At 40.0% G+C, this 21,901-nt stretch carries 22 protein-coding genes; 14 read left to right on the forward strand and 8 right to left on the reverse strand.

Translation table 11 applies throughout. The features are described from left to right. Nucleotides 1–23: 23 nt before the first annotated feature. The 7 genes from VIM94_RS12265 to VIM94_RS12295 form a co-directional block, all read right to left on the reverse strand. Complete coding sequence (locus VIM94_RS12265) at nucleotides 24–1,142, reverse strand: alkene reductase (RefSeq protein ID WP_332039589.1); 1,119 nt, start codon at nucleotides 1,140–1,142, stop codon at nucleotides 24–26. Between the two features lie 149 nt (nucleotides 1,143–1,291). Next, on the reverse strand, nucleotides 1,292–1,864 hold the full coding sequence (locus VIM94_RS12270; RefSeq protein WP_332039590.1) for a Crp/Fnr family transcriptional regulator: 573 nt from the start codon (nucleotides 1,862–1,864) through the stop codon (nucleotides 1,292–1,294). Between the two features lie 30 nt (nucleotides 1,865–1,894). After that, the gene (locus VIM94_RS12275; protein ID WP_332039591.1) at nucleotides 1,895–2,836 is read right to left on the reverse strand and encodes an EamA family transporter; all 942 of its coding nucleotides are present in this window, start codon (nucleotides 2,834–2,836) and stop codon (nucleotides 1,895–1,897) included. A gap of 109 nt (nucleotides 2,837–2,945) precedes the next feature. Next, nucleotides 2,946–3,950 carry an acyl-ACP desaturase gene (locus VIM94_RS12280; RefSeq protein WP_332039592.1) on the reverse strand — a complete coding sequence of 335 codons (1,005 nt, stop codon included), beginning with the start codon at nucleotides 3,948–3,950 and terminating at the stop codon, nucleotides 2,946–2,948. Between the two features lie 163 nt (nucleotides 3,951–4,113). Beyond that, a complete protein-coding gene (locus VIM94_RS12285; protein ID WP_332039593.1) occupies nucleotides 4,114–4,842 on the reverse strand; it encodes a metallophosphoesterase family protein in 729 nt (242 codons plus the stop codon). A gap of 1 nt (nucleotide 4,843) precedes the next feature. Next, complete coding sequence (locus tag VIM94_RS12290; protein ID WP_332039594.1) at nucleotides 4,844–5,980, reverse strand: ATP-binding protein; 1,137 nt, start codon at nucleotides 5,978–5,980, stop codon at nucleotides 4,844–4,846. 58 nt (nucleotides 5,981–6,038) lie between these two features. Further along, a complete protein-coding gene (locus VIM94_RS12295; protein ID WP_332039595.1) occupies nucleotides 6,039–6,788 on the reverse strand; it encodes an SDR family NAD(P)-dependent oxidoreductase in 750 nt (249 codons plus the stop codon). A 162-nt stretch (nucleotides 6,789–6,950) separates the two neighbouring features. Between VIM94_RS12295 and VIM94_RS12300 the strand changes: the two genes are divergently transcribed. The 12 genes from VIM94_RS12300 (at nucleotide 6,951) to can (ending at nucleotide 19,803) form a co-directional block, all read left to right on the forward strand. Beyond that, nucleotides 6,951–7,784 (forward strand): DUF4382 domain-containing protein, encoded by an 834-nt coding sequence (locus tag VIM94_RS12300; protein WP_332039596.1) that lies wholly within the window; start codon nucleotides 6,951–6,953, stop codon nucleotides 7,782–7,784. Nucleotides 7,785–7,936: 152 nt separating this feature from the next. Next, a complete protein-coding gene (locus tag VIM94_RS12305) occupies nucleotides 7,937–8,941 on the forward strand; it encodes a MoxR family ATPase (protein WP_332039597.1) in 1,005 nt (334 codons plus the stop codon). Between the two features lie 93 nt (nucleotides 8,942–9,034). After that, a complete protein-coding gene (locus tag VIM94_RS12310; protein ID WP_332039598.1) occupies nucleotides 9,035–9,901 on the forward strand; it encodes a DUF58 domain-containing protein in 867 nt (288 codons plus the stop codon). Between the two features lie 6 nt (nucleotides 9,902–9,907). After that, on the forward strand, nucleotides 9,908–11,557 hold the full coding sequence (locus tag VIM94_RS12315; protein WP_332039599.1) for a DUF4381 domain-containing protein: 1,650 nt from the start codon (nucleotides 9,908–9,910) through the stop codon (nucleotides 11,555–11,557). Then, nucleotides 11,557–12,561: a VWA domain-containing protein gene (locus VIM94_RS12320; protein WP_332039600.1), complete on the forward strand. Its 1,005-nt coding sequence runs from the start codon at nucleotides 11,557–11,559 to the stop codon at nucleotides 12,559–12,561. The genes VIM94_RS12315 and VIM94_RS12320 overlap by 1 nt, the downstream gene beginning before the upstream one ends. Nucleotides 12,562–12,566: 5 nt before the next feature. Then, nucleotides 12,567–13,616, forward strand: coding sequence for a VWA domain-containing protein (locus VIM94_RS12325; protein ID WP_414707182.1), 1,050 nt, complete (start codon nucleotides 12,567–12,569; stop codon nucleotides 13,614–13,616). Nucleotides 13,617–13,629: 13 nt separating this feature from the next. Then, entirely contained in the window at nucleotides 13,630–14,481 is an 852-nt protein-coding gene (locus VIM94_RS12330; RefSeq protein WP_332039602.1) for a tetratricopeptide repeat protein, read from the forward strand. Between the two features lie 46 nt (nucleotides 14,482–14,527). Next, complete coding sequence (locus VIM94_RS12335; protein WP_332039603.1) at nucleotides 14,528–16,282, forward strand: BatD family protein; 1,755 nt, start codon at nucleotides 14,528–14,530, stop codon at nucleotides 16,280–16,282. A gap of 1 nt (nucleotide 16,283) precedes the next feature. Beyond that, entirely contained in the window at nucleotides 16,284–17,030 is a 747-nt protein-coding gene (locus tag VIM94_RS12340; protein ID WP_332039604.1) for a tetratricopeptide repeat protein, read from the forward strand. A gap of 79 nt (nucleotides 17,031–17,109) precedes the next feature. Beyond that, nucleotides 17,110–17,397, forward strand: a complete 288-nt coding sequence (locus VIM94_RS12345; RefSeq protein ID WP_332039605.1) for a hypothetical protein — start codon at nucleotides 17,110–17,112, stop codon at nucleotides 17,395–17,397. A 165-nt stretch (nucleotides 17,398–17,562) separates the two neighbouring features. Next, the gene (locus VIM94_RS12350) at nucleotides 17,563–19,125 is read left to right on the forward strand and encodes a SulP family inorganic anion transporter (RefSeq protein WP_332039606.1); all 1,563 of its coding nucleotides are present in this window, start codon (nucleotides 17,563–17,565) and stop codon (nucleotides 19,123–19,125) included. A gap of 42 nt (nucleotides 19,126–19,167) precedes the next feature. Then, entirely contained in the window at nucleotides 19,168–19,803 is a 636-nt protein-coding gene (gene can, locus VIM94_RS12355; RefSeq protein WP_332039607.1) for a carbonate dehydratase, read from the forward strand. Nucleotides 19,804–19,833: 30 nt separating this feature from the next. Here the strand turns inward: can and VIM94_RS12360 are convergent, their stop codons facing one another. Further along, the gene (locus tag VIM94_RS12360) at nucleotides 19,834–20,379 is read right to left on the reverse strand and encodes a CvpA family protein (protein WP_332039608.1); all 546 of its coding nucleotides are present in this window, start codon (nucleotides 20,377–20,379) and stop codon (nucleotides 19,834–19,836) included. Between the two features lie 46 nt (nucleotides 20,380–20,425). Here VIM94_RS12360 and VIM94_RS12365 point away from each other — a divergent pair, with 46 nt between their 5' ends. Both VIM94_RS12365 and pheS read left to right on the forward strand, forming a co-directional pair. After that, complete coding sequence (locus VIM94_RS12365) at nucleotides 20,426–20,782, forward strand: hypothetical protein (protein ID WP_332039609.1); 357 nt, start codon at nucleotides 20,426–20,428, stop codon at nucleotides 20,780–20,782. A 57-nt stretch (nucleotides 20,783–20,839) separates the two neighbouring features. Next, a complete protein-coding gene (gene pheS / locus VIM94_RS12370; protein ID WP_332039610.1) occupies nucleotides 20,840–21,859 on the forward strand; it encodes a phenylalanine--tRNA ligase subunit alpha in 1,020 nt (339 codons plus the stop codon). The last annotated feature ends 42 nt before the right edge of the window (nucleotides 21,860–21,901 follow it).

Genomic DNA, 21,901 nt, shown 5'->3' on the forward strand with positions numbered 1-21,901 from the left:
TCATTTAAAAAAAGGTTCTCAGTTTATTTTAAAGCTTCAGCTCTTTCTGTTTTTGCTTCATAATCCAGATAACCTTCCTTTCCCGGAGTATAGAAAGTTTCCTGGTCGTATTCGCTTAATTCAACATTTTGTTCGAAACGTTCCACAAGATCCGGATTTGAAATGAATGGTTTTCCGAATGCTACAAGATCGGCATTTCCTTCTTCAATTACCTTATTTCCACTTTCCTGGTCAAAGCCGGCATTGATGATAATCGTGCCTTTATAAATCTTTCGATAGCGTTTAGCTATCTCAGTTTCAGCATAAGGAATGTCTGAAACATCATTGAATGGCTCAGATAAATGAAGGTAAGCCAGGTCGTATTCATTTAGTTTTTTGATGATATAATCGAAGGTAGGAATGGTTTCCTCATCCATAGTCATCCCAAAAATTCCGTTTAGGGATGGATTAAGACGAAGACCTATTTTATTTTCAGGCATCACCTCTTTTATCGCATCGATCACTTCAAAAAGAATTTTCGCTCTATTCTCAGTGCTTCCGCCGTATTCATCGGTGCGGTGGTTTGAAGTCGCGTTAAAGAACTGGTGAAAAAGGTAACCATTGGACGAGTGAATTTCTATTCCATCAAAGTTAGCTTCCATTGCATTTTTTGCAGCATTTTTGAAATCCTGCACAGTTTCTTTGATCTCCTCGATACTCATTTCCTTTGGCGTAACGGTATCTTTAAAACCTTCAGGAGTAAAAGATTTGTCGTTGGGATTTATTGCTGAAGGTGCCAGAGGTAATTCTCCGTTATGGAAGTCGGGGTGAGACATCCTACCCACATGCCATAACTGAAGAAATATTCTTCCATTGGCTTCGTGAACTTTTTCGGTAACTTCTTTCCAGCCTTCAACCTGTTCTTTGGAATAAATCCCGGGAGTATTCACGTAGCCCACCGCGCGTTTTGAAACCTGTGAGCCCTCAGCAATAATAAGTCCGGCGCTGGCCCTTTGTTTGTAATATTCTCCCTGGAGTTCCCCTGTAGCTTTGTTTTGGGGGTTAGCAGCCCGGCTTCTGGTCATGGGCGCCATAACAACACGGTTTGGTAAAGCCAGTCCGTTTAAATTATAAGATTGTAATAAAGCTTGTTTCTTGCTCATTATGTGACTTTTAAATTAAAATTTTCATTTTCACAGCTTTAGCAGAATGAAAGAAAAATTCCGTTCATTTTACTGATGGACAAAGGTAAGGCTTACATGTTCTACTAATGCTTGATGTATGTTAAGCTGGTAGGTTAAAAAATGTTAAGCTATGTCAATTCTTTTCGAATCCGGCTCAGGCTTTCGGGTTTGAGGCCAAGGTAATTTGCAATATGATAGTTAGGCACGCGTTTTTCGATCTGTGGATAGGTTCTACAGAATTCCAGATAGCGTTCTTTTCCGGTTTTTTGAAGGGAAGAGAGGATGCGGGTTCTCAAAGCCACAAAAGCATTGGTAATCTTTAACCGGAAGAAACGTTCAAACTTTGGGATGCGCCGGTAAAGTAATTCCAGGGCCGCCTTGTCTAATTTGAGTAGCACCGAATCTTCTATGGCCTCTACATAGAGCTCGGCGGGGTTTTCCTGGAAAAAGGCTTCAAAATCGCTTATCCACCAGTCTTCAATAGCAAACTGGATGATGTGATCTTCGCCCGTATGATCCCGGTAGTATGCCTTAAGACAGCCTTTCACTACATAATATTCTGAATTCACCTTGTCTCCGGGTAGGATTAGTAATTCTTTTTTTAAAATTTTCTTTTCTGAAAGTATCCCCGTGAATTCCTCTTTTTCAGATGGGGTTAACGATATATCTCTGGAAATATGATCGAGGATTTGGGAATACATATTAAAGAAATTTTTGAGGCAATTTAATCTTTATTGGTTCAGTTTTTTACCAAAACGCGGTGAAAATCTTGAAAAAATAACCAGTTTCTTTTTTGTGTTTATAAAATAAACTCCCGTGAGCAGTACAATAGCAGCCATAACAGATTGCGCGGTGATTTGCTCATTTAAAAAATACCACCCAAGAAAAAGAGCTATAATCGGGTTGATATATGTTGAGGTGGCTACTTTTTCGGGAGAAACCACTTTCAGTAAATAATTAAATGCGGTAAAGGCTACAATGCTTCCAAAGATAACAAGTAGTACCATAGAATAGGTGGTAGGTTGGCTCCAGGTGGTTGGCCAGCTCCAACTCTCTCCTAAAGACAGACTCCCAAGAAGAAGGATTATCCCACCGGTAAACATTTGATATCCGGTATTTACAAAATGATTGCTAGGTAAATTTGCTGTGCTTACAAAAAGACTTCCATAGGACCAGCTAAGGAGACAAAGGAAGATCATTCCTATTCCTAACCAGGAATTCTCCTGATTGATGATCTGATTTTGACTCACCAACAGATAAATTCCAATAATTCCCAAAACAACACCCACCATAGACATAGGCAGGATCTTTCTCCCCTGTAAAACCCTCATCATCAGTAGAACCACCAGAGGTTGTGCTGAAATTTCCAGGGCCGCAAAACCGCTGTCTACATATTTTAAGGCCCAGACCACAACTCCGTTTCCGAAGGCAAGAAATAGAAAACCGGCAATAATGGTATTTAACAGTTGTCTTCGGGTAATAGCCAGGCTAATTTTTAGAATTTTGCAAATAAAAAAGATTAGCAATCCGGCGATGATAAATCTAATAGAAGCTAACATAAAAGGAGGCAACTCGGTAACCGCGATCTTGTTCAAAAGGTATGTAGAACCCCAGATGAAGTAGATGGAAAAGAAGGCCAGAATAACCAGCAGCGGTTTTGATGAATTGCTCATTATAGAATGTTTATTATCTACAATATTAGGAATAAACTTCTTTTAGTGCGGCAATAAAAAAACCGCTTTATCAATTAAAGCGGTTCATATTATAATTTTTTCAAATTTTTTAAAGGGTACCGTTTGGCTCTACCCATTTGAATTTATGTTGATCCTGTGGGATTGCCATTCTACCGGCAATTCTGGTCATTCTGTCCGGTAATTTCATCAGGTAATCGCGTGCTTTTTGAGCCTCGTCGGTAAGGCCACGCATTTTATCGATTTCCCAGTAATTATTAAGGGTTTTCAGGATGTTGATATAATCTTCGGTGGTGTAAACTCCTAATCTTTGTGCTGCATTAGAGAAATTCTCAAAGGCCGTGGCTATGCCTTCGCCGCTTTCCCGTATGAACTGCGCGGGCATCACGATCTTTTTCTTCATCATATCGTGGAAAGCCAGCATCATTTCACTGGGGTCATGTTCAAAAATAGTCTTTACAAATTCCCGGTAGGCCATGTAATGCCTCATCTCATCTCCTGCAATAATGTTACACATTTTTGCAAGCATTTTATTTCCTTTTTTCTTGGCCAGTTGCCCTACCCGTTTGTGAGAAATATTGGTAGCTAATTCCTGGAAACTTGTATAAACAAAGTTTCTGTAGGGGTCTCTACCGGTTCCAATATCAAAACCATCGTTTATGAGGTATTGGGTGGTTTTTTCAATTTCCTTCATATTCACTCTACCAGAGAGGTAGAGGTATTTATTTAGGGTATCTCCATGCCGGTTTTCTTCCCCGGTCCAGTGGCGAACCCATTTAGCCCAACTGTTTGATTCTCCCCGGGATTTTCCGTGTTGCTCTACCCCTTCCATATCCATTAACCAGGACTCGTAGGTTGGCAGGGCTTCTTCGGTCACCATATCGGCCACCAAAACCACCCAAAAATCGTATCCAAGTTCTTTTGCCTCTTCACGGATTTGGTCTATATCCTCGGCGTAATTTTCTTTTTGCAAATTTGGCAACAGGTCAGTAGGCTGCCAGATATCTTCTACGGGAATGAGATATTGATCTATAAAACCATCTACTTCCTTTTCGATGGTTTGCATTACTTCTAATCTAACATTACTAAGGGCCATTTCTAAACAATTTATACAAACATCATGACAATGTTGTTGGTTAAAATCTTATCAACAAGAATTGTGCTGAATTCCATGTTTTTTTAATAGCCAACAAATAAAAGCTAAAATCCTTGAATCACAAATATATAATTCAAAGATGTGGATTTGTTATAAAGAAGTCTTAATTTCTGCCGTTTTCCTCAGGATATAGTTCAAAAACAGGGTCACTTTGCCAAATTTCTTTGGTATTTATTTCTATTGCGGAAATTGGGCCGGTAAAGGCAGCACCGGTATCTACATTCCAGACGTTTGCCCTGTGAACAGGAGTTGTTTCCCCAATTCGGGTAACCGGGGTATGACCAATATAAATTTCTTTAAAAAGCTGTAGCCTTTTTGGGTAATACTTATCGCTAACATGCATGTTTCTATCCAGAGAAAGCACTGTTTCCCACAGGGTGCGATCCCAATAGAAAGCTGATTCGTAGTATTCGGCTTCGGGACCGTGCTGGTTGGTGAAACCGGCATGTACGAAAAGTCTGTTTTCCTTATCGATATAATAATTCAGCATTTGCTCATAAAATTCTATGTGCTGCTTTTTCTCTTCTTCTGAAAAATTCCTGTAAGCATCAATGCTTGTCTGTCCGCCATGCTGCAACCATTGCTCTTTGAATTCTCCTGTCTTAAGCCATCGGTAGGTGAGATCATCATGATTTCCCCGAATAAAAATACAGGTGTTTTGTTGGGCGAGTTTTATAAGATAAGAAACCACCTTCGCCGAATCACTCCAGCCATCTACATAATCTCCTAAAAAAATAAGCTCATCATCCGGAGTTATATCTATTCGTTCAAGTAATTGTACCAGGCCTTTCAAGCCTCCATGAATATCTCCAATGGTTATACTTCTGCCCATATTAATTATATTTTACTTTTCTTAAGATTCGGCTGGTTTCTTTATAATTATTATAAGCTTCCTGGCTGTATTTTTTTAGATGCAACCTGGATTCTTCAAGTTTATTAATTGCGTTTTCAAAATTATTAAAATAGCAGAGAAGATATGTTGAAGGAAGGTTAATTAGATCTTTTTCTTCGTTTTTATTCAATGGCCTGTCTTGTTTTATTTTTTCCAGCAGGCTATTGTTACTGTTGTAGATGTGATACAAAACCTTTTTGTCAAATTTAGGAGGTTCAAAAAGCAGCCGGCTTTCAATCTCGTAACTCATATTATCTTTAAAATTAATAATTACCTCTTCAAGCGGGTAATACTTGAAACTATCGTGCAAACCCAGATGAACGAACTCCAGAATTTTAAACTTGTCTTTAGTAGTTGTGATGCTAACCTCATCTAATTCTGAATAAAAAAGTTTTACCTGTTCATTGATGAGCTCAATATCCACCCTTGAATAGTAGGTGCCTTGTTTTCCCTTTTTCTCTTTTCCTGCCCAGCACACTACAAAATATTCTTTAAAGACCTTGTAGGTGGCTTTAAAATCCTGGCGCTTGTTCAAAAAATCAAAAACCCCATCCAAGGTAAGTTTAATATTATTATGAGAGTGATTTTCAATAGAATTCACTATTTCGAAATTGTGATCCTCTATTTCTATTTCGGCAGTTTTAGGCATACTTATGCTTCCCTCCCTTTTGAAGACGGCTCCTCTGTAATATTTCCAGATATTTTTTTGCAGAGAGCATATCTTCCCATAGTTTGGTCTAATGGTGACCAGGCCAACAACCAGGTGCGAGGGGAGGTGTGGAAAGGGAATATTTTCATAGGAGATCAAGGGCGGGTTATGGAGATAAGCATTTACAAGATTCTGGATCTTGCTATCATCAAAGAAATCTACGCCTACAATAGAGTTGTCGGCATCTTTTACCCCAATCACAATATAGGAATTGTTCTTGGGGTTTGAATTTGCCAGGGCACAAACATGTTTTAAAAATTTAGCCTTTCCTTCTCTTTCTCCAATATTGAGTCGTAGCTTTTTGTCGTAGAAGCTGTTTTCATTGCTATGCGCAAGGAGATTTTTAATTAGGAGGCGTTTGTTGATCATAAACAGTCATTTCCGCGAAGTCTGATATCCTTTTATTTTTCTAATATCATTAAAAATATTAATCTTTATTTACTATAGTGCTACTTGCCTGGGCTGTAGGCATTACCGTGAGATCTGCAATATTTACATGTAGGGGACGGCTAATCATAAAGTAGATTATTTCGGCAATATCCTGAGCTTGCAAAGCTTTATAGCCTTCGTAGACTTTTTTGGCTTTTTCTGTATTTCCTTTGAAACGTACCTCGCTGAATTCGGTTTGGGTGAGACCGGGATTTACCGCCCCAACTTTAATCTTGTATTTATTCAGATCTATACGCATACCCTGGTTAAGTGCGTCAACCGCGTGTTTGCTGGCACAATACACATTCCCATTGGGGTAAACTTCTTTTCCTGCAGTAGAACCAATATTAATGATATGTCCGCTTTTTCTTGCCGCCATTCCGGGAATCACTGCTTTACTTACATATAAAAGTCCTTTTACGTTAATATCCAACATCGCATCCCAGTCATCGGTATTACCGCTTTCAATTGGGTCCAGGCCATGCGCATTACCCGCATTATTGACGAGGATGTCAATTTTTTGGAATGCTTCCGGGAGTTGGCTTATATTTTTAGAGACTTCATCTTTATCCCGAACATCAAAAAGGAGCATATGCACCGGAACTAATTTTTCGAGTTCTTCCTTGAGTTCGGTTAGACGATCTTCTCTCCTTCCGCAGATGATTAATCGAATTTCTTTTCGGGCCAAAAGTTTTGCTGTGGCGCGGCCTATTCCGCTGGAAGCGCCTGTTATAAGAGCTGTTTTCATTTTGAAATATTTTAATCTAATGTACTAACTAATTAAATAATCCTTTGAGGTATTTTAACATAGGGTTAAACCCTGTTAAATTTCGTTAATTATACATTATCAACAAAATGAAATATCTTCCTATCCGTTATCGAACCAACGAACAATAAAAAAATTCTACTTATGAAAAGATCTTTTAGAAAATGGAGCCTTAAACCGGCAATTTTTTTGGCGGTTTTAGCCTTAGGCTTTACCAGTTGTAGCGATGACGACACTGATGATGCTATTACTGAAGAAAATGCAAGAGTGACCGTGAGGATGACAGATGCTCCCGGCGATTATGACGCTGTACTGGTTGATGTACTGGATGTAATGGTGCAGGTGGAAGCCGAACAGGGGGTTACCGATGAAGAAGGTTGGTTAAGCCTTGACGATGTTGAGGCTGGACAGTATGACTTACTTCAGTTAACAGGAGGCATGACTCAATTACTTGCAGATTCTGAAATCCCTGCGGGATTTGTTAGTCAGATGAGACTGGTACTTGGACCAGATAATTTTGTTGAGATTGATGGAGATCTGATACCATTAGCTACACCTAGCGCCGAACAGTCAGGATTAAAATTAAATCTAAATCAGGAACTGGAAGCCGGAGAGCACTATGAATTCCTTCTTGATTTTGATGTGGAAGAATCTGTTGTGAATACAGGAAATGGTGGCTACATCCTTAAACCTGTTATTAGGCTTTCAGCCTATGCGAATACCGGAGAGATCGTAGGGGATGTGCATCCTACCGAATTCAGTACCTTAGTTAAAGCAACTAATGGGAGTCATACTATTTCTGCATATACTTCAGATAGTGGTGAATTCGTCTTGCACGCTTTGCCAGCTGGAATTTATAAAGTAACCATTACTCCTGAAGAAGCCAGTGGCTATCCAATGATTACCATTAATGATGTAGTAGTTGAAGCTAATGGTACTACCGATCTTGAAACCGTTTTTCTTGATGGAACAGAGTAAAAAAAACATTTTGCTTTATTGATTTAACTGAAGGAGCGGCCACTGTGGCCGCTCTTTTTTAACCATCTCTTAACAGCCAAAATGGCAAAGATTTTTCAATTTGCGCGCGTATTTGGAAGTATGTATATTCACTCCCGTTAAAAAATTTTAGAATGATAGATAATGAAGCATCAGTAGATATTGCTAGCTTGAACGAGAGAATTGAGAGGGAGAGTGCTTTTGTAGACATCCTCACCACCGAAATGAACAAGGTGATTGTGGGACAAAAGCATATGGTGGAACGCTTGCTTATCGGACTTTTAGGTCAGGGACACATCCTGCTGGAAGGAGTTCCTGGTTTAGCTAAAACCCTGGCCATAAATACTCTTTCCCAGGCTGTACATGGTAATTTCAGCCGAATTCAATTTACTCCCGATCTTTTACCGGCGGATGTTATAGGTACTATGATCTATAATATGAAACTGAATGATTTCAGCATAAAAAAAGGTCCGATTTTCGCTAATTTTGTCCTTGCCGATGAAATTAACAGAGCTCCTGCCAAAGTGCAGTCGGCTTTGTTGGAGGCCATGCAGGAAAAGCAGGTGACCATTGGAGATGAAACTTTTATACTGGATAAACCATTCCTGGTAATGGCCACCCAAAACCCGGTAGAACAGGAAGGAACTTACCCGCTGCCAGAAGCTCAGGTAGACCGTTTTATGCTTAAGACGGTTATTAAATACCCTCAGATGGCCGAGGAGCAGCTCATTATAAGATCAAATTTAAAAGGAGCTTTCCCAAAGGTTAACCCCGTAGTTAGTCTGGATCAAATTTTGCGTGCCCAGGAGGCGGTTAGGGAAGTTTATATGGATGAAAAGATTGAAAAATACATTCTCGATATCGTATTTGCCACACGTACTCCCGAAAAATACAAGCTGGAGGAGATTAAACCATTAATTAATTTTGGTGCATCTCCAAGAGGTAGTATCAATTTGGCAATGGCAGCAAAATGTTATGCCTTTATCAAAAGGCGTGGTTATGTGATTCCTGAAGATGTTCGTGCCGTCGTACACGATGTATTGCGCCATAGAATTGGAATCACCTATGAGGCCGAGGCTGAAAATGTTACTTCAGAGGATATTATCAATAAAATTGTAAACGAAATAGAAGTGCCTTAGACTTCTATTCCCGTTTGGGACTTTTTCTGATTCACTTAATTAAAAACTTTCAAAATTCTGCTTTCCTTAAAGCGGGCTCGGGAAAGGACTAAAATGGATACCAAAGAACTACTAAAAAAAGTACGAAAAATAGAGATTAAAACCCGCCGGTTGAGTGATCACGTGTTTGGTGGGGAATATCACTCGGCTTTTAAAGGTAGGGGGATGACTTTTAGTGAGGTAAGGCAATACCAGTTTGGTGATGATGTGCGAAGTATTGACTGGAATGTTACCGCCCGCTATAACGAGCCATTTGTAAAGGTTTTTGAAGAAGAGCGAGAACTCACCTTAATGCTTATGGTAGATGTGTCGGGCTCTGAAATGTTCGGGACACAATCTCAGTTCAAGAAGGAGGTGATCACAGAAATTGCGGCAACCCTGGCTTTTTCTGCTACTCAGAATAACGATAAGATTGGTCTGATGCTCTTCACCGATAAGATTGAGCTTTATATTCCGCCTAAAAAAGGTCGCTCTCACGTGCTGAGAATTATAAGAGAGCTGATAGAATTCAAACCGGAAGGTAAGAAAACTGATATTGCCGGGGCATTGAAATACTTTTCCAATGTACAGAAGAGAAAAGCAATTGTATTTCTCCTGTCAGATTTTATTGCTGATGAATATCAGCAAACTTTGAAGATCGCAGCGAATAAACACGACCTTACAGGAATAAGGGTGTACGATCGCCGGGAAGAGGAAATTCCAAACCTGGGAATCGTCCAAATGCAAGATGAAGAAACAGGAGAATATCTTACTGTGAATACAGGTTCAAAATCAGTTAGAAACAATTATGCTGAATTCTATAGGAAGCGGAAGAATTATTTCACAGAGAGTTTCAGGTTAAGTGGTGCGGGAACGATAGATACAAGGGTTGATGAAAGTTACGTAACCAAATTACTGGGTTATTTTAAACGCAGGGGATAGAAAACTATGAAGAAAATATTCTCCAAAAAATATAGAAATGAATCAGGGAAAACCCGCTTTTCGGGTGCCCTCTTTTTTTTCATGCTTTTCATTTCTGTTTTTTCCTATGCCCAGCAAAGCCGGGTTGATGCTGAAATTGATACTTCAACGATAAAGATCGGGGAACAGATCCTTTATAGCATTCAGGTTGAAACAGATTCATCAAACCTTATTGTTTTTCCTGAAGGAGATAGTTTCTCTCCTCTGGAAGTAGTTGAAAGCTTTAAAGCGGATACCATAAGACTGGAGGATCGTTTCAGGTTGCTTAAGGAATACAGTCTTACCCAATTCGACTCGGGAAAATATGTGATTCCACAGCAAAAAGTATTGATTAATAATAGGGAGTACCTTACCGATTCTTTGCTGATTGAGGTGGCCGATGTGTTAGTAGACACAACCAGACAGAAGATGTATCCAATTAAACCTTCGGTAGAAGTCCCCGGTAGTTTCAAAATACCTGCCTGGATATGGTGGCTTTTGGTAATTCTTGTTTTAGCAGGGCTGGTATTTTATCTCTACAGAAAAAGACAAAAGAAAGAGGCAGAAAAAGAGCTTCCACCTTATGAACAGGTAATTCTTGAGTTGCAGCATCTTGATAATTCAAGCCTGCTGGAGCAGAGAGAAGTTAAGGAGTATTATTCGCAACTTACATTTTCTGCCAGAAAATATTTAGATCGGGAAGTCTATGACCGTGCCCTTGAAAGCACTACCTCAGAGTTAATAACTTATCTCGAATTGAATAAAAATGCGGGTAAACTTGAGTTGGACGAAAAGACCATTCAGGATCTAAAAATCATCCTTAGTCGTGCCGATCTGGCAAAATTCGCTAATTCCAGGCCTGATATAATTACCGCTAAATCTGATAGGTCCCGGATAGGTGATATTATAGAAGAAGTAAAGGCTTCCATCCCCGAACCTTCCGAAGAAGAAATAAGAGAGGATGAAGCGTACAGGGAAGTGCGGGAAAGAAAGAAAAAACAAAAAAGAGTGGTTATCGCTGCCGTTTTGGCCTCCCTTTTAATTATTGGAGCGGGTGCAGCTTTTATTATTTCTAAAGGTTTTGAGGAGGTGAGAGATAGCCTGCTTGGACATCCTACAAAAGAATTGTTAGAAGGTGAATGGATTCGTAGTGAATATGGCGATCCGTCGGTGATGATCACTACCCCCGAAGTTTTAATACGCAAAGAATTAGAACTCCCGGAGGAGACAAAACAAATGATGCTGGGCAGCGAAACCTTTGTTTATGGTAGTCCGGTAAGTAATTTTTACACTGCACTTACTACCGTTAAATTCAGTGGAGAGGTGGATTTTGATCTGGAAAGATCGGTAGATGGTATTTACACCATGCTGGAACAACAGGGCGCCCGGAATATCATAATGAAGGAAGAGGAATTCAGTACTTTAAGTGGTGTTAAGGGAATCAGGATTTTCGGTACTCTGGAAATTGAGGATCCGGTAACCGGCCGGGCCGTCACCAATGCCTATGAAATTCTGAATTTCATAGAAAATAGCGGCTTCGAACAAATTTTGGTAATCCATAACGAAGGAGATACCTATGCTGAAGAAATTACCCAACGTATAATCGATTCGGTTGAATTTAATGAAGAAGGCAAGTAATGTTTAATAATATCACTTTCGAAAACCCTGAGTTTTTCTGGCTACTGCTTCTGCTGCTGCCGGCCATAGCCTGGTATGTATGGAAGCGAAACCGCCAAACAGCCGAATTGAAGATTTCCAGCCTTGGGGGATTTAAGGCTAAAAGTTCTGTTTTGGCAAAATTAAAACCAATACTTCTGGTCTTTCGGGTTCTTGCTCTGGCATTAATTATCCTTGGAATGGCACGCCCACGAACGGTAGATGTGTCCACAAGATCCAGTAGTACCCAGGGAATAGATATTATAATTGCGGTAGACGTTTCGGCAAGTATGCTTGCACGGGACCTTCAGCCTAACCGCCTGGAGGCTACCAAAGCGGTAGCGATAGAATTTGTAAAAGGCAGACCTGCCGACAGATTAGGCCTGGTTTTGTATGCCGGAGAGAGTTACACCAAAACTCCCGTCACCAGTGATAAGGGTATTGTAATGCGAGCGCTGGAAGAGATAGAATATAACAATGTTTTAGAAAACGGAACTGCCATTGGTTCGGGCTTAGCCACTTCGGTAAACCGGCTAAAGGATAGTGAAGCAAAAAGCAAGGTGATTATTCTGTTAACCGATGGAGTTAATAATTCGGGTTTTATAGATCCAAAAGTTGCAAGCGAACTCGCTGTAGAATATGGGATAAAAACTTATACCATTGGTGTGGGGAGCAATGGCACTGCACTATCGCCCATTGGAGTTTTGCCAAATGGCAGGTTCCAATATGGGAATGTCCAGGTAGAGATTGATGAAGAGCTGCTAAAACAAATAGCGGCCGATACCGGCGGTAAATATTTTAGAGCTACCAACAATGAAAAGCTGGAAGAGATCTATGATGAAATAGATAGTCTGGAAAAAACAGAAATAGAAGAATTCAGGTATTATAATTATGATGACAAATATCGCCCGTTGATATTGCTGGCAGGAGCTTTGCTATTGTTTGAATTATTGCTGAGGTATACCCTGTTCAGGAGTTTTATTTAATGAATATGATATTAGAGGAGAAAATATATTTTTGGTTATTGCTGGCCTTGCCTGTGGTGCTGTTCATTTTCGTGGCTTACAGGATCTGGCAAAAGCGCACCCGCCGAAAATTTGCCGATTCTGCCATGTTTTCTCAGTTAAGCCCAAACCGGTCGGCTTTTAAGCCCTGGCTAAAGATATTACTTATTCTTTTGGCTCTAGGAAGCCTGGTGATTGCATTGGTGAATCCAAAGATTGGTTCTCAAATGGAAACTGTGAAGCGCGAAGGAGTAGATATTGTTTTTGCTATAGATGTTTCCAAGAGTATGGAAGCTGAAGACATTGCTCCTAACCGTCTTGATAAATCAAAGCAATTGGTACGGCAGATTCTGGATAACCTGGGAAGTGACCGCGTGGGGCTTATAGCCTATGCCGGAAGCGCATTTCCGCAGTTGCCGATTACTACCGATTATGCTTCGGCGAAAATGTTCCTGCAAGCCCTAAATACCGATATGATCTCTTCACAGGGTACTGCAATTAGTGAGGCGATCAAACTGGCAACCACTTTTTATGATGAGGAAAGCCAAACCAATAGGGTGCTTTTTATTTTAAGTGACGGAGAAGACCACGAAGGTAATACTGCAGATATTGCTGAGGAGGCTGCCAAAGCAGGAATTCGGGTTTTTACCATTGGGGTAGGTACAGAAAAAGGTGGCCCTATTCCTATTAAAAGGAATAATGTAATTCAGAATTACAAAAAGAATGCTCAGGGAGAAACCGTTATTACCAAACTGGATCCTGAAACCTTAAGGAATATAGCTTCAGCGACTAATGGAAAATATATTGACGGCAAAGTGACATCAGAGGTGATAAGCCAGGTGATGGATTCCCTACAGGATATTGAGAAAACCGAATTTGAGGCGAGGCAATTTGCCGAATATAAATCACAATTTCAATGGTTTTTAGGTTTAGCCGTCATTTTGCTCTTATTTGATATCTTTCTGTTGGAGCGAAAAACCGCTTGGGTTAGAAAGCTTAATTTGTTTAATGAGCGAAAGAAAAAGGAGGAGAAATAGAATGAGCTGCAATATGAAAATAATCAAACCTGTTTTGCTACTGCTGATGATATTTTTCGGATCTCAGGCGCAGGCTCAGGAAAACAACAGGAAAGACCAGCGTGATGCTGAAAGATATTTACAGGAGGCCGAAGATGCTCTCGAAGAAAATGATTTCGCATCTGCGGAAGCATCATACCGCAAAGCTATTGCTAAAGATCCAGACAACCCTACAGCTAAATATAACTTGGGAAACCTTTATTATAACAAAGAAAAACCTGCTGAAGCCGTAAAACGATTCGATCAGGCGGCGGAAATCGCCAAGTCGAAAGAAAGGAAACATAAAGCCTTCCATAATTTAGGTAACTCATTTATGCGGCAGGAAAAATATAAGGAAGCCGTAGATGCTTACAAAGATGCTCTTAGAAATAATCCCAGTGATGAGGAGACTCGTTACAACCTGGCTTTAGCTAAGAAAATGCTGGAAGAAGAACAGCAGCAACAGGATGATGGTGAAGGAGGCGACAATCAGGATCAGGAACAGGAAGAAGATGAGGAACAGGAAGAAGACCAGAAAAACCAGGGAGGCGATGGTGAAAACGAGCAGGAATCTGATGATGAAGGCGAACAGGAAGAAAAGAAAGATGAAGGGGACAAGCAGGAAGATGAAAATGAGGACGAAGGAGACCAGGAAAAGGAGCAGGACGAAGGCGGCGATGAGCAGGAACAGCCACAGCCTAAACCTCAGCCTCAGCAGGGAAAATTGTCTCCTGAGCAGATAAAAAGTTTACTGGAAGCGATGAATAATGAAGAACGCAAAGTTCAGGATAAGATAAATGCCGAAAAGGCAAAAGGTGCCAAAGTGAAAACTGATAAAGATTGGTAAAATTTTTGCAGAGGAGAATGCCTACAAAGAAGGGTTTTACATTTATATGAAATTAAAATATCTATTAATAAGCATATTGTTTCTTATGGCCGCAGGCGTGCAGGCCCAGGTGAAGTTTGAAGCTAAGGTTAGCAAAAACAAGCTTGGAGTCAACGAACGCTTAAGGGTTGATTTTGAAATGAATAAAGATGGCGATAACTTCAGGCCGCCGTCATTTGAGGGGTTTACTGTGGTGGGCGGTCCAAATCAATCGGTGAGTCAAAGCTTTGTTAATGGAAAGCGCTCGTATTCCAAGACCTATTCCTTCTTTTTACAGCCCAAATCCAGAGGGAATAAAACTATTGGACAGGCAGAAATTATAATAGATGAAACTACCTATAAAACCTCCCCGGTAGATATTGAAGTAACAGCAGCAGTAGACAAACCTACCGATGGCAATGATGCTGAAATTGCGGCGGCTGAAAACCTTCACCTCGTTGCTGAAGTATCAAAAAGTGATCCTTATCTTAATGAGGCAGTTACTGTAGTATATAAGTTGTATGTGAGTCCCAACATTAGTGTTAGTGATTGGCACGAGGTAGATAGTCCTAATTTCACCGATTTCTGGAGCCAGAATATAGACATCAGGGAATTGCGTGTAGAAAACGGTGATTATAAGGGTGAACCTTATCGCTATGTAGAGCTACGAAAAAGTATTCTTTATCCTCAAAAAACAGGGGAGCTGGATATAGAGCCATTAACCCTTTCCATTTCGGTGGACGTTCCGGGGGAGCGCAGGGACCTCTTTGGACGCAGGTTGTATAAAACCATTAATAAAACCGTGAGTTCCAGCACCAGAAAACTAAATGTAAAAAACCTTCCTAATGAGGGTAAACCCCTTGATTTTACCGGGGCCGTAGGGAAATTTAGTTTTAATGTGAAAGCCAGCAAAACCGAATTAGATGCCTCTGAATCTTTACAGGCTACTGTTGAGGTGAAGGGAAATGGAAATTTAAACCTCTTTGAACTTCCTGTACTTGAATTACCTTCCTCCCTTGAGGTTTATGAACCTGAACGCAGCGAAAATGTAAGTGTTAGTCTAAGAGGGCAGGAAGGAACTATTACAGAAAATTATACGATAGTTCCCACTCAGAAGGGGAAATACCCTATTAAACCTGTGAGTTTTTCCTATTTTGATCCTAAAACAGAATCCTATCACAGACTTACTTCTGAAGAAATCCTGATAGATGTAAAACGCGGTCCTGCGGCTTCTTCAATTACAGGCAGACAGGGGGGCAGTAGCGGAGTGACTTTGCCTTCAGATCAATTCAGGTATATAAAATTAAAACCAGATTTACAGGCAATAGGACAGTCTTCATTTTTTAATTCGCCGGTATTCTGGGCTAGCCTGGGGCTCCCAATTCTGGCAATTCCTTTGCTTATTCTCTTCGGAAGAAAAAGACGGGAAATAGCAGGTGATGAAAAAGGCCAACGCATAAAAAAAGCTGACAGGCTTGCAAGGAAGTACCTTTCAGAAGCTAAGAAAAAATTAGGTAATCAGAAGGAATTCTATGAAGCACTGGAGCGTTCTCTACATAATTATTTGAAGGCTAAACTCCATATTCAAACTTCAGAGATGAGTAAAGAGAAAATAAGTGCTATTTTAAAGGAAAAAGGTATAAATGATGAAGATATTATGGCGTTTACCGATTTGCTGAAAAGTTGCGAATTTGCGCGATATACCCCGGCTTCTCAGGTAAGTATGGAGCAGGATTACAATAAGGCCGTTGGTGTAATTTCAACCCTGGATAAACAGCTTTGATATGAAAAATCTGATTTACCTTATATTTTTTATTTCCTGGCTAATGCCGGCTCAGAACGATGCACTTTTTGAGAAGGCCAATACTCAATATGCTGAGGGGAATTATGAGGAAGCAATCTCTCTTTACGAACAGATTATTGAGAACAATGAGACATCGGTTGCGGTTTATTATAATTTAGGAAATTCACATTATAAGCTTAATAATGTAGGACCCAGTATCTATTATTATGAAAAAGCCCTACAGCTTGATCCTAACGATGAGGATGTGCAAAACAATCTTGCTTTTGCCCGTAATATGACTTTGGACGCTATTCCAGAGGCAGAAACCAGAGGCTTTTCCAGGTTTATTAATGAACTTGTTTCTATGTTTTCCTATAATACCTGGGGAGTTTTGGCCATTATTTTTTCTGTCCTGCTTGCAGTTTTTTTCGTGATTTATTATTTCCATAGCCAACCATTGGTAAAGCGAATCTTTTTTGGTGGAGCTGTTTTTATGTTCATCTTGATGGCCGCATCAGTGTTTTTTGCCTTCCAGCAACAGGAAATCCAGCTAAATAATAAATTTGCTATTATTTATGTGGAAGAGGCAGAGATAAGGAATGAACCAAGCCAAAGGGCCGGGAATGCTTTTACTCTTCACGAAGGCACCAAGGCCCGGGTTCTTGAAGATTATCAGGGCTGGGTTAAACTGGAACTTGCTAATGGTACTCAAGGTTGGACACTTGACGATAACCTTAGGAAACTATAAGAAAAGTTGATATCCTCTTAATAATAAATTATTGGTAAGTTGTCTGGTTTCTAATAGAAGAAACTTATTTTTGCCGGGAGTGAAAAAAACAGCTTATATACTTGCCTTTTTATTTGTGGCCTTCCTGGCCACTCCCAGTTTTGTGGTTTTGATAGATAAATCGGCAGATGTTTCTATGGCTTTTAGTGTAAACGAAGAGGAAAGTTCTAAAACTCAGATAAATCTTGAATATAATCTGGAGGAAACTCATTCCAATTACCTAAGTATTCATTTCCTACAGGAACAAAAGAACCCCGGGCACTTTTATACCGAGGCTTATCCGGTGGTTTTTCTCGATGTGATATCGCCACCACCCCAACAGGTCTAATCTTACTAATTTTTGAGGATTTTCTTGTATTCCCGTTTTTGAAAGGGAATAAATGATTTGATATGATCTTTTGCGATTGTATTGATCCTCTCATTTTCATTATTCAATTATTAAAGAAAGTAAGCTTTAAGGAGATTTTTAATCCTCCTTACAAAACCTGTATATATGTTCAAACATTTTAATAAAGATTTCCCTGCCAGTATTGTTGTATTTTTCGTTGCTCTTCCTTTGTGTTTAGGCATCGCTTTGGCAAGTGGCGCGCCACTTTTTTCCGGATTGATAGCCGGTATGGTCGGAGGAATAGTGGTAGGTGCTCTCTCCGGAGCACAGCTTGGAGTAAGTGGTCCTGCGGCCGGCCTCGCAGTAATTGTACTTAGTGCTATTGAAAGCCTGGGTGCATTCGAAAGTTTTTTACTGGCAGTCGTAATTGCCGGAGCTTTCCAAATTGTTCTTGGGGTACTAAAAGCCGGAATCATTGGTTATTATTTTCCTTCTTCTGTGATCAAAGGTATGTTGGCCGGAATTGGAATTACCATTGCCCTCTCACAAATTCCTAATGTATTTGGCCTTAATGGCGAAAACCTTGAATTTTTTAACTACGGTGAGGGAATAATGGCCGCATTTGGGCAATTGGCACAAATGATTTCCCCCGGGGCTGTTATCTTAACTCTTGTGGCTTTAACTATTCTTTTATCATGGGAAAACATCCTGGTGCATAAACATAAAGTATTTAAATTGGTGCCTGGATCTCTTGTGGCGGTCGCGCTTGGAGTATTGTATTATCTTCTTGTACCTGCCGGAACATATGGAATAGCTGACAGCCAGCTGGTAGCTGTTCCTGTGCCAGATGATGTTTCCTCATTCTTTGCACAATTCACCCTACCCGATTTTTCTCAAATCTGGAATTCCCAAATCTGGATTGTGGCTATTACCATCGCTATTGTTGCCAGTTTGGAAACACTTTTAAGTGTGGAGGCTATTGATAAGATCGATCCTGAAAAAAGGACCACACCTACCAATAGGGAGCTTTTTGCCCAGGGAGCGGGGAATATGGTTTCAGGTTTGATTGGTGGACTGCCTGTCACACAAGTAATTGTTAGAAGTTCAGCAAATACACAATCTGGAGGTAAAACAAAACTGTCAACTATAATGCACGGCTTTCTAATTCTTGGTTCTATCATTGCAATTCCCAGCCTGCTTAATATGATTCCTCTTGCTGTGCTGGCAGCCGTTCTATTGATAGTAGGTTACAAACTCGCAAAACCTGCTTTGTTTAAACAAATGTACACTTTAGGTAAATCTCAGTTTTTACCTTTCGTGATAACAGTAGCCGGAGTAGTATTTACCGACCTGCTTATGGGAATTGGACTGGGACTATTAGTAGGAGTGTCTGTAATTCTAATAAACAGTTATAAAAACTCCCACTTTCTCCATAAAGAAGGTTTTGATATTCCTGATGGACAATATCAGATCACCCTGGCAGAAGAAGTTACATTTCTGAATAAAGGAGCTATAATCAGGGAACTTAACGCGCTGCCTGAAGGTGCAACAGTGCGTCTGGATGTTTCCAAGACCAGGGTGCTGGATTATGATATCCTGGAGATTCTCGATGAATTTGCTATCAAAGCAAAAAGAAAAAATATCACTATTAAACTAATTTCAGACCGGGGCATTTTTGAGAATCCCGATAGTTATAGAAAATTCTTTGGTCTGGATATGCCGGTTTAAACTAATTACACTAATTTAAATACTTAAAATATATTTCTAGCTATGGATGCATTTTATAAAAAACTAAAAGAGAACAATAAGAAGTGGGTTGAAAGCCAGCTAAAAGAAGACCCTGATTATTTTACAAAACTTGCCGAGGGGCAACAACCTCCGGTGCTTTGGATAGGCTGTGCAGACAGTCGTGTGCCTGCAAACCAAATTATAGGCGCACAACCGGGTGAGGTATTTGTACATCGTAATATCGCCAATATGGTGGTGCACAGCGACATGAATATGCTTAGCGTGCTTGATTACGCCGTAAATGCTCTTAAAGTAAAACATGTGATTGTTTGCGGGCATTACGGTTGTGGTGGTGTAGCGGCGGCTATGGGCCATGAAAGCATTGGACTTATCGATAACTGGTTAAGACATATTAAAGATGTTTACAGGCTTCATAAGGATGAGCTTGATGCCATTGAAGATGAAAAAGAGCGTCAGGACAGGTATGTAGAATTAAATGTGAAGGAACAGGTTTACGATCTTTCCAAGACCTCAATTGTACAGAATGCCTGGCAAAAAGGTCAGGGGCTGCAGTTGCACGGTTGGGTGTACGGAGTAGGTTCGGGGATTATTAAAGACCTTGAAGTAACTGTAGAGAACAACAATCAGTTGGAAAGCATTTACCAGTTGAATATCTGATTTTTCTTAAATATTTTATTGGAGGCCCGGTTAATTCCGGGCCTCTTTTTTTTCAGTGAGTTCGTCAAATCCCTCGAGAAGGTCTTGTTTTTTGGCCTCTCTTAATATAGATGGCAACAGCATTGGAGCAATACTTTCGATAGGTGCATAGAGTACAGACCGTTCCAGGATTTCTTCAGAAACAAGGTCAATTTTTTCATTAGTAGCTTTAAAGAACATTATTATCACACTAACCAGGAAAGCTACTTTAATTAATCCAAAGGCGCCTCCCAGGAATTTGTTCACCAGTCCTAAAGCTGCAAAAGCAGCTATTTTAGTAAGTATTCTACCTGCCAGGGAGATTAAAAAAACAATTAGAACAAAAGTGATTGCAAAAGCAATAAGATTTACATACTGTGTGTCCCATCCCATATTTTCTGAAAAGAAATCAGCCAGAATATAGGAGAAATGAATTGCGGCATAAATTCCTAATACAATTCCTACCAAAGAAGCGACTTCTGCCAGGATACCTCTAAAAAATCCCCTAACCAGGCCGTAAAGCAGGATAAGAGCAAGCACAATATCTATTGTATTCATACTTCAAATATAGTAATTTCAATAAGTAAGATATTATCTTTGCGCCATGGCAAGAGACGAACAATTAAAAGAACGCTGGGAAGGATTGCAACAGAAGCTTTCAGCGCAGTTTGCAGATGGAGAATTAATGGACCTTGACGCTATAATATACGTGATTGGGGTACAGGAACTAGGACAGGTACACCGTAAGTTTAAAAAAGATCACAAAATTGATCTAATGCATATAGCTATTTGCAGACTTTTGGAACCTTATGGGTATTATGAATTCGATTTTTATGATGAAGAAGGCTGGCCACATTATAAAACCCTGGAACAATTACCTGTGCTTAAAGCAGGAGAACAAAGTGTATTGATGAAAGAAGCCATTGTGCAATATTTTATTCACAATGGTTATATAGATTAATCCCTGCTGAAAAATTCATTTTTACTAAATTTGCCCTTTTGATAAAGAAATGTATCCATGATAGATAAAATAAAGGAACATATTGCTGAAGTTGAAGCTTTTAATGCTGAAACCGCTGACCAGATCGAAGCTTTCCGAATAAAATACCTGGGAAAAAAAGGAATTTTAAACGGTTTTTTCGCCGAGTTTAAATCGGTTCCTAATGAGCAGAAAAAAGATTTCGGGCAGGCAGTAAACGCGCTAAAGCAATCTGCTGAAGCCAAAGTGACTTCTTTAAAAGAGGTGCTGGAGAGCAAGCAGGAAGAAAAAGGCGTGTATGGTGATCTTTCCCGTCCTGCGGAACCCATTGAAATAGGGGCGCGCCACCCGATATCTATCGTGAAAAATCAGATTATAGAGATTTTTTCAAATGTTGGCTTTAATGTTTCTGAAGGACCCGAGATCGAAGACGATTGGCATAACTTTACTGCTTTGAATCTGCCGGAATATCACCCGGCCCGCGATATGCAGGATACGTTCTTTATTCAGACAGATCCAGATATTTTATTGCGTACCCACACCTCTTCAGTACAGGTAAGGTATATGGAAGAGAATAAACCCCCAATCAGGACGATTTCTCCCGGGCGGGTTTTTAGAAATGAAGCAATTTCAGCTCGTTCCCACTGTATTTTCCATCAGGTGGAAGGGCTCTATATTGATAAGGACGTAAGCTTCGCCGATCTTAAACAGACTTTATTGTATTTCACAAAGCAACTCTTCGGGAAATCAAAAATAAGACTAAGACCTTCTTATTTTCCTTTTACCGAACCCAGTGCCGAGGTTGATATCTATTGGGGCCTTGAAACAGAAACCGATTATCGAATCACTAAAGGTACCGGCTGGCTGGAGATTATGGGCTGCGGAATGGTAGATCCAAACGTGCTAAGAAATTGTAATATTGATCCTACTGAATATTCAGGTTTTGCCTTTGGAATGGGGATAGAAAGAATCGCAATGCTACTCTACCAAATCGGTGATATCAGGATGTTCTATGAAAATGATGTGCGCTTCCTGGAGCAGTTTAAATCTTCGATTTAAAAAAATTCTTCTGAAATTCTCCCAGGCTGATTAACTTGTAAA

Origin of the sequence: Salegentibacter sp. (assembly GCF_036568425.1) — a bacterium.
Lineage (GTDB): Bacteria > Bacteroidota > Bacteroidia > Flavobacteriales > Flavobacteriaceae > Salegentibacter.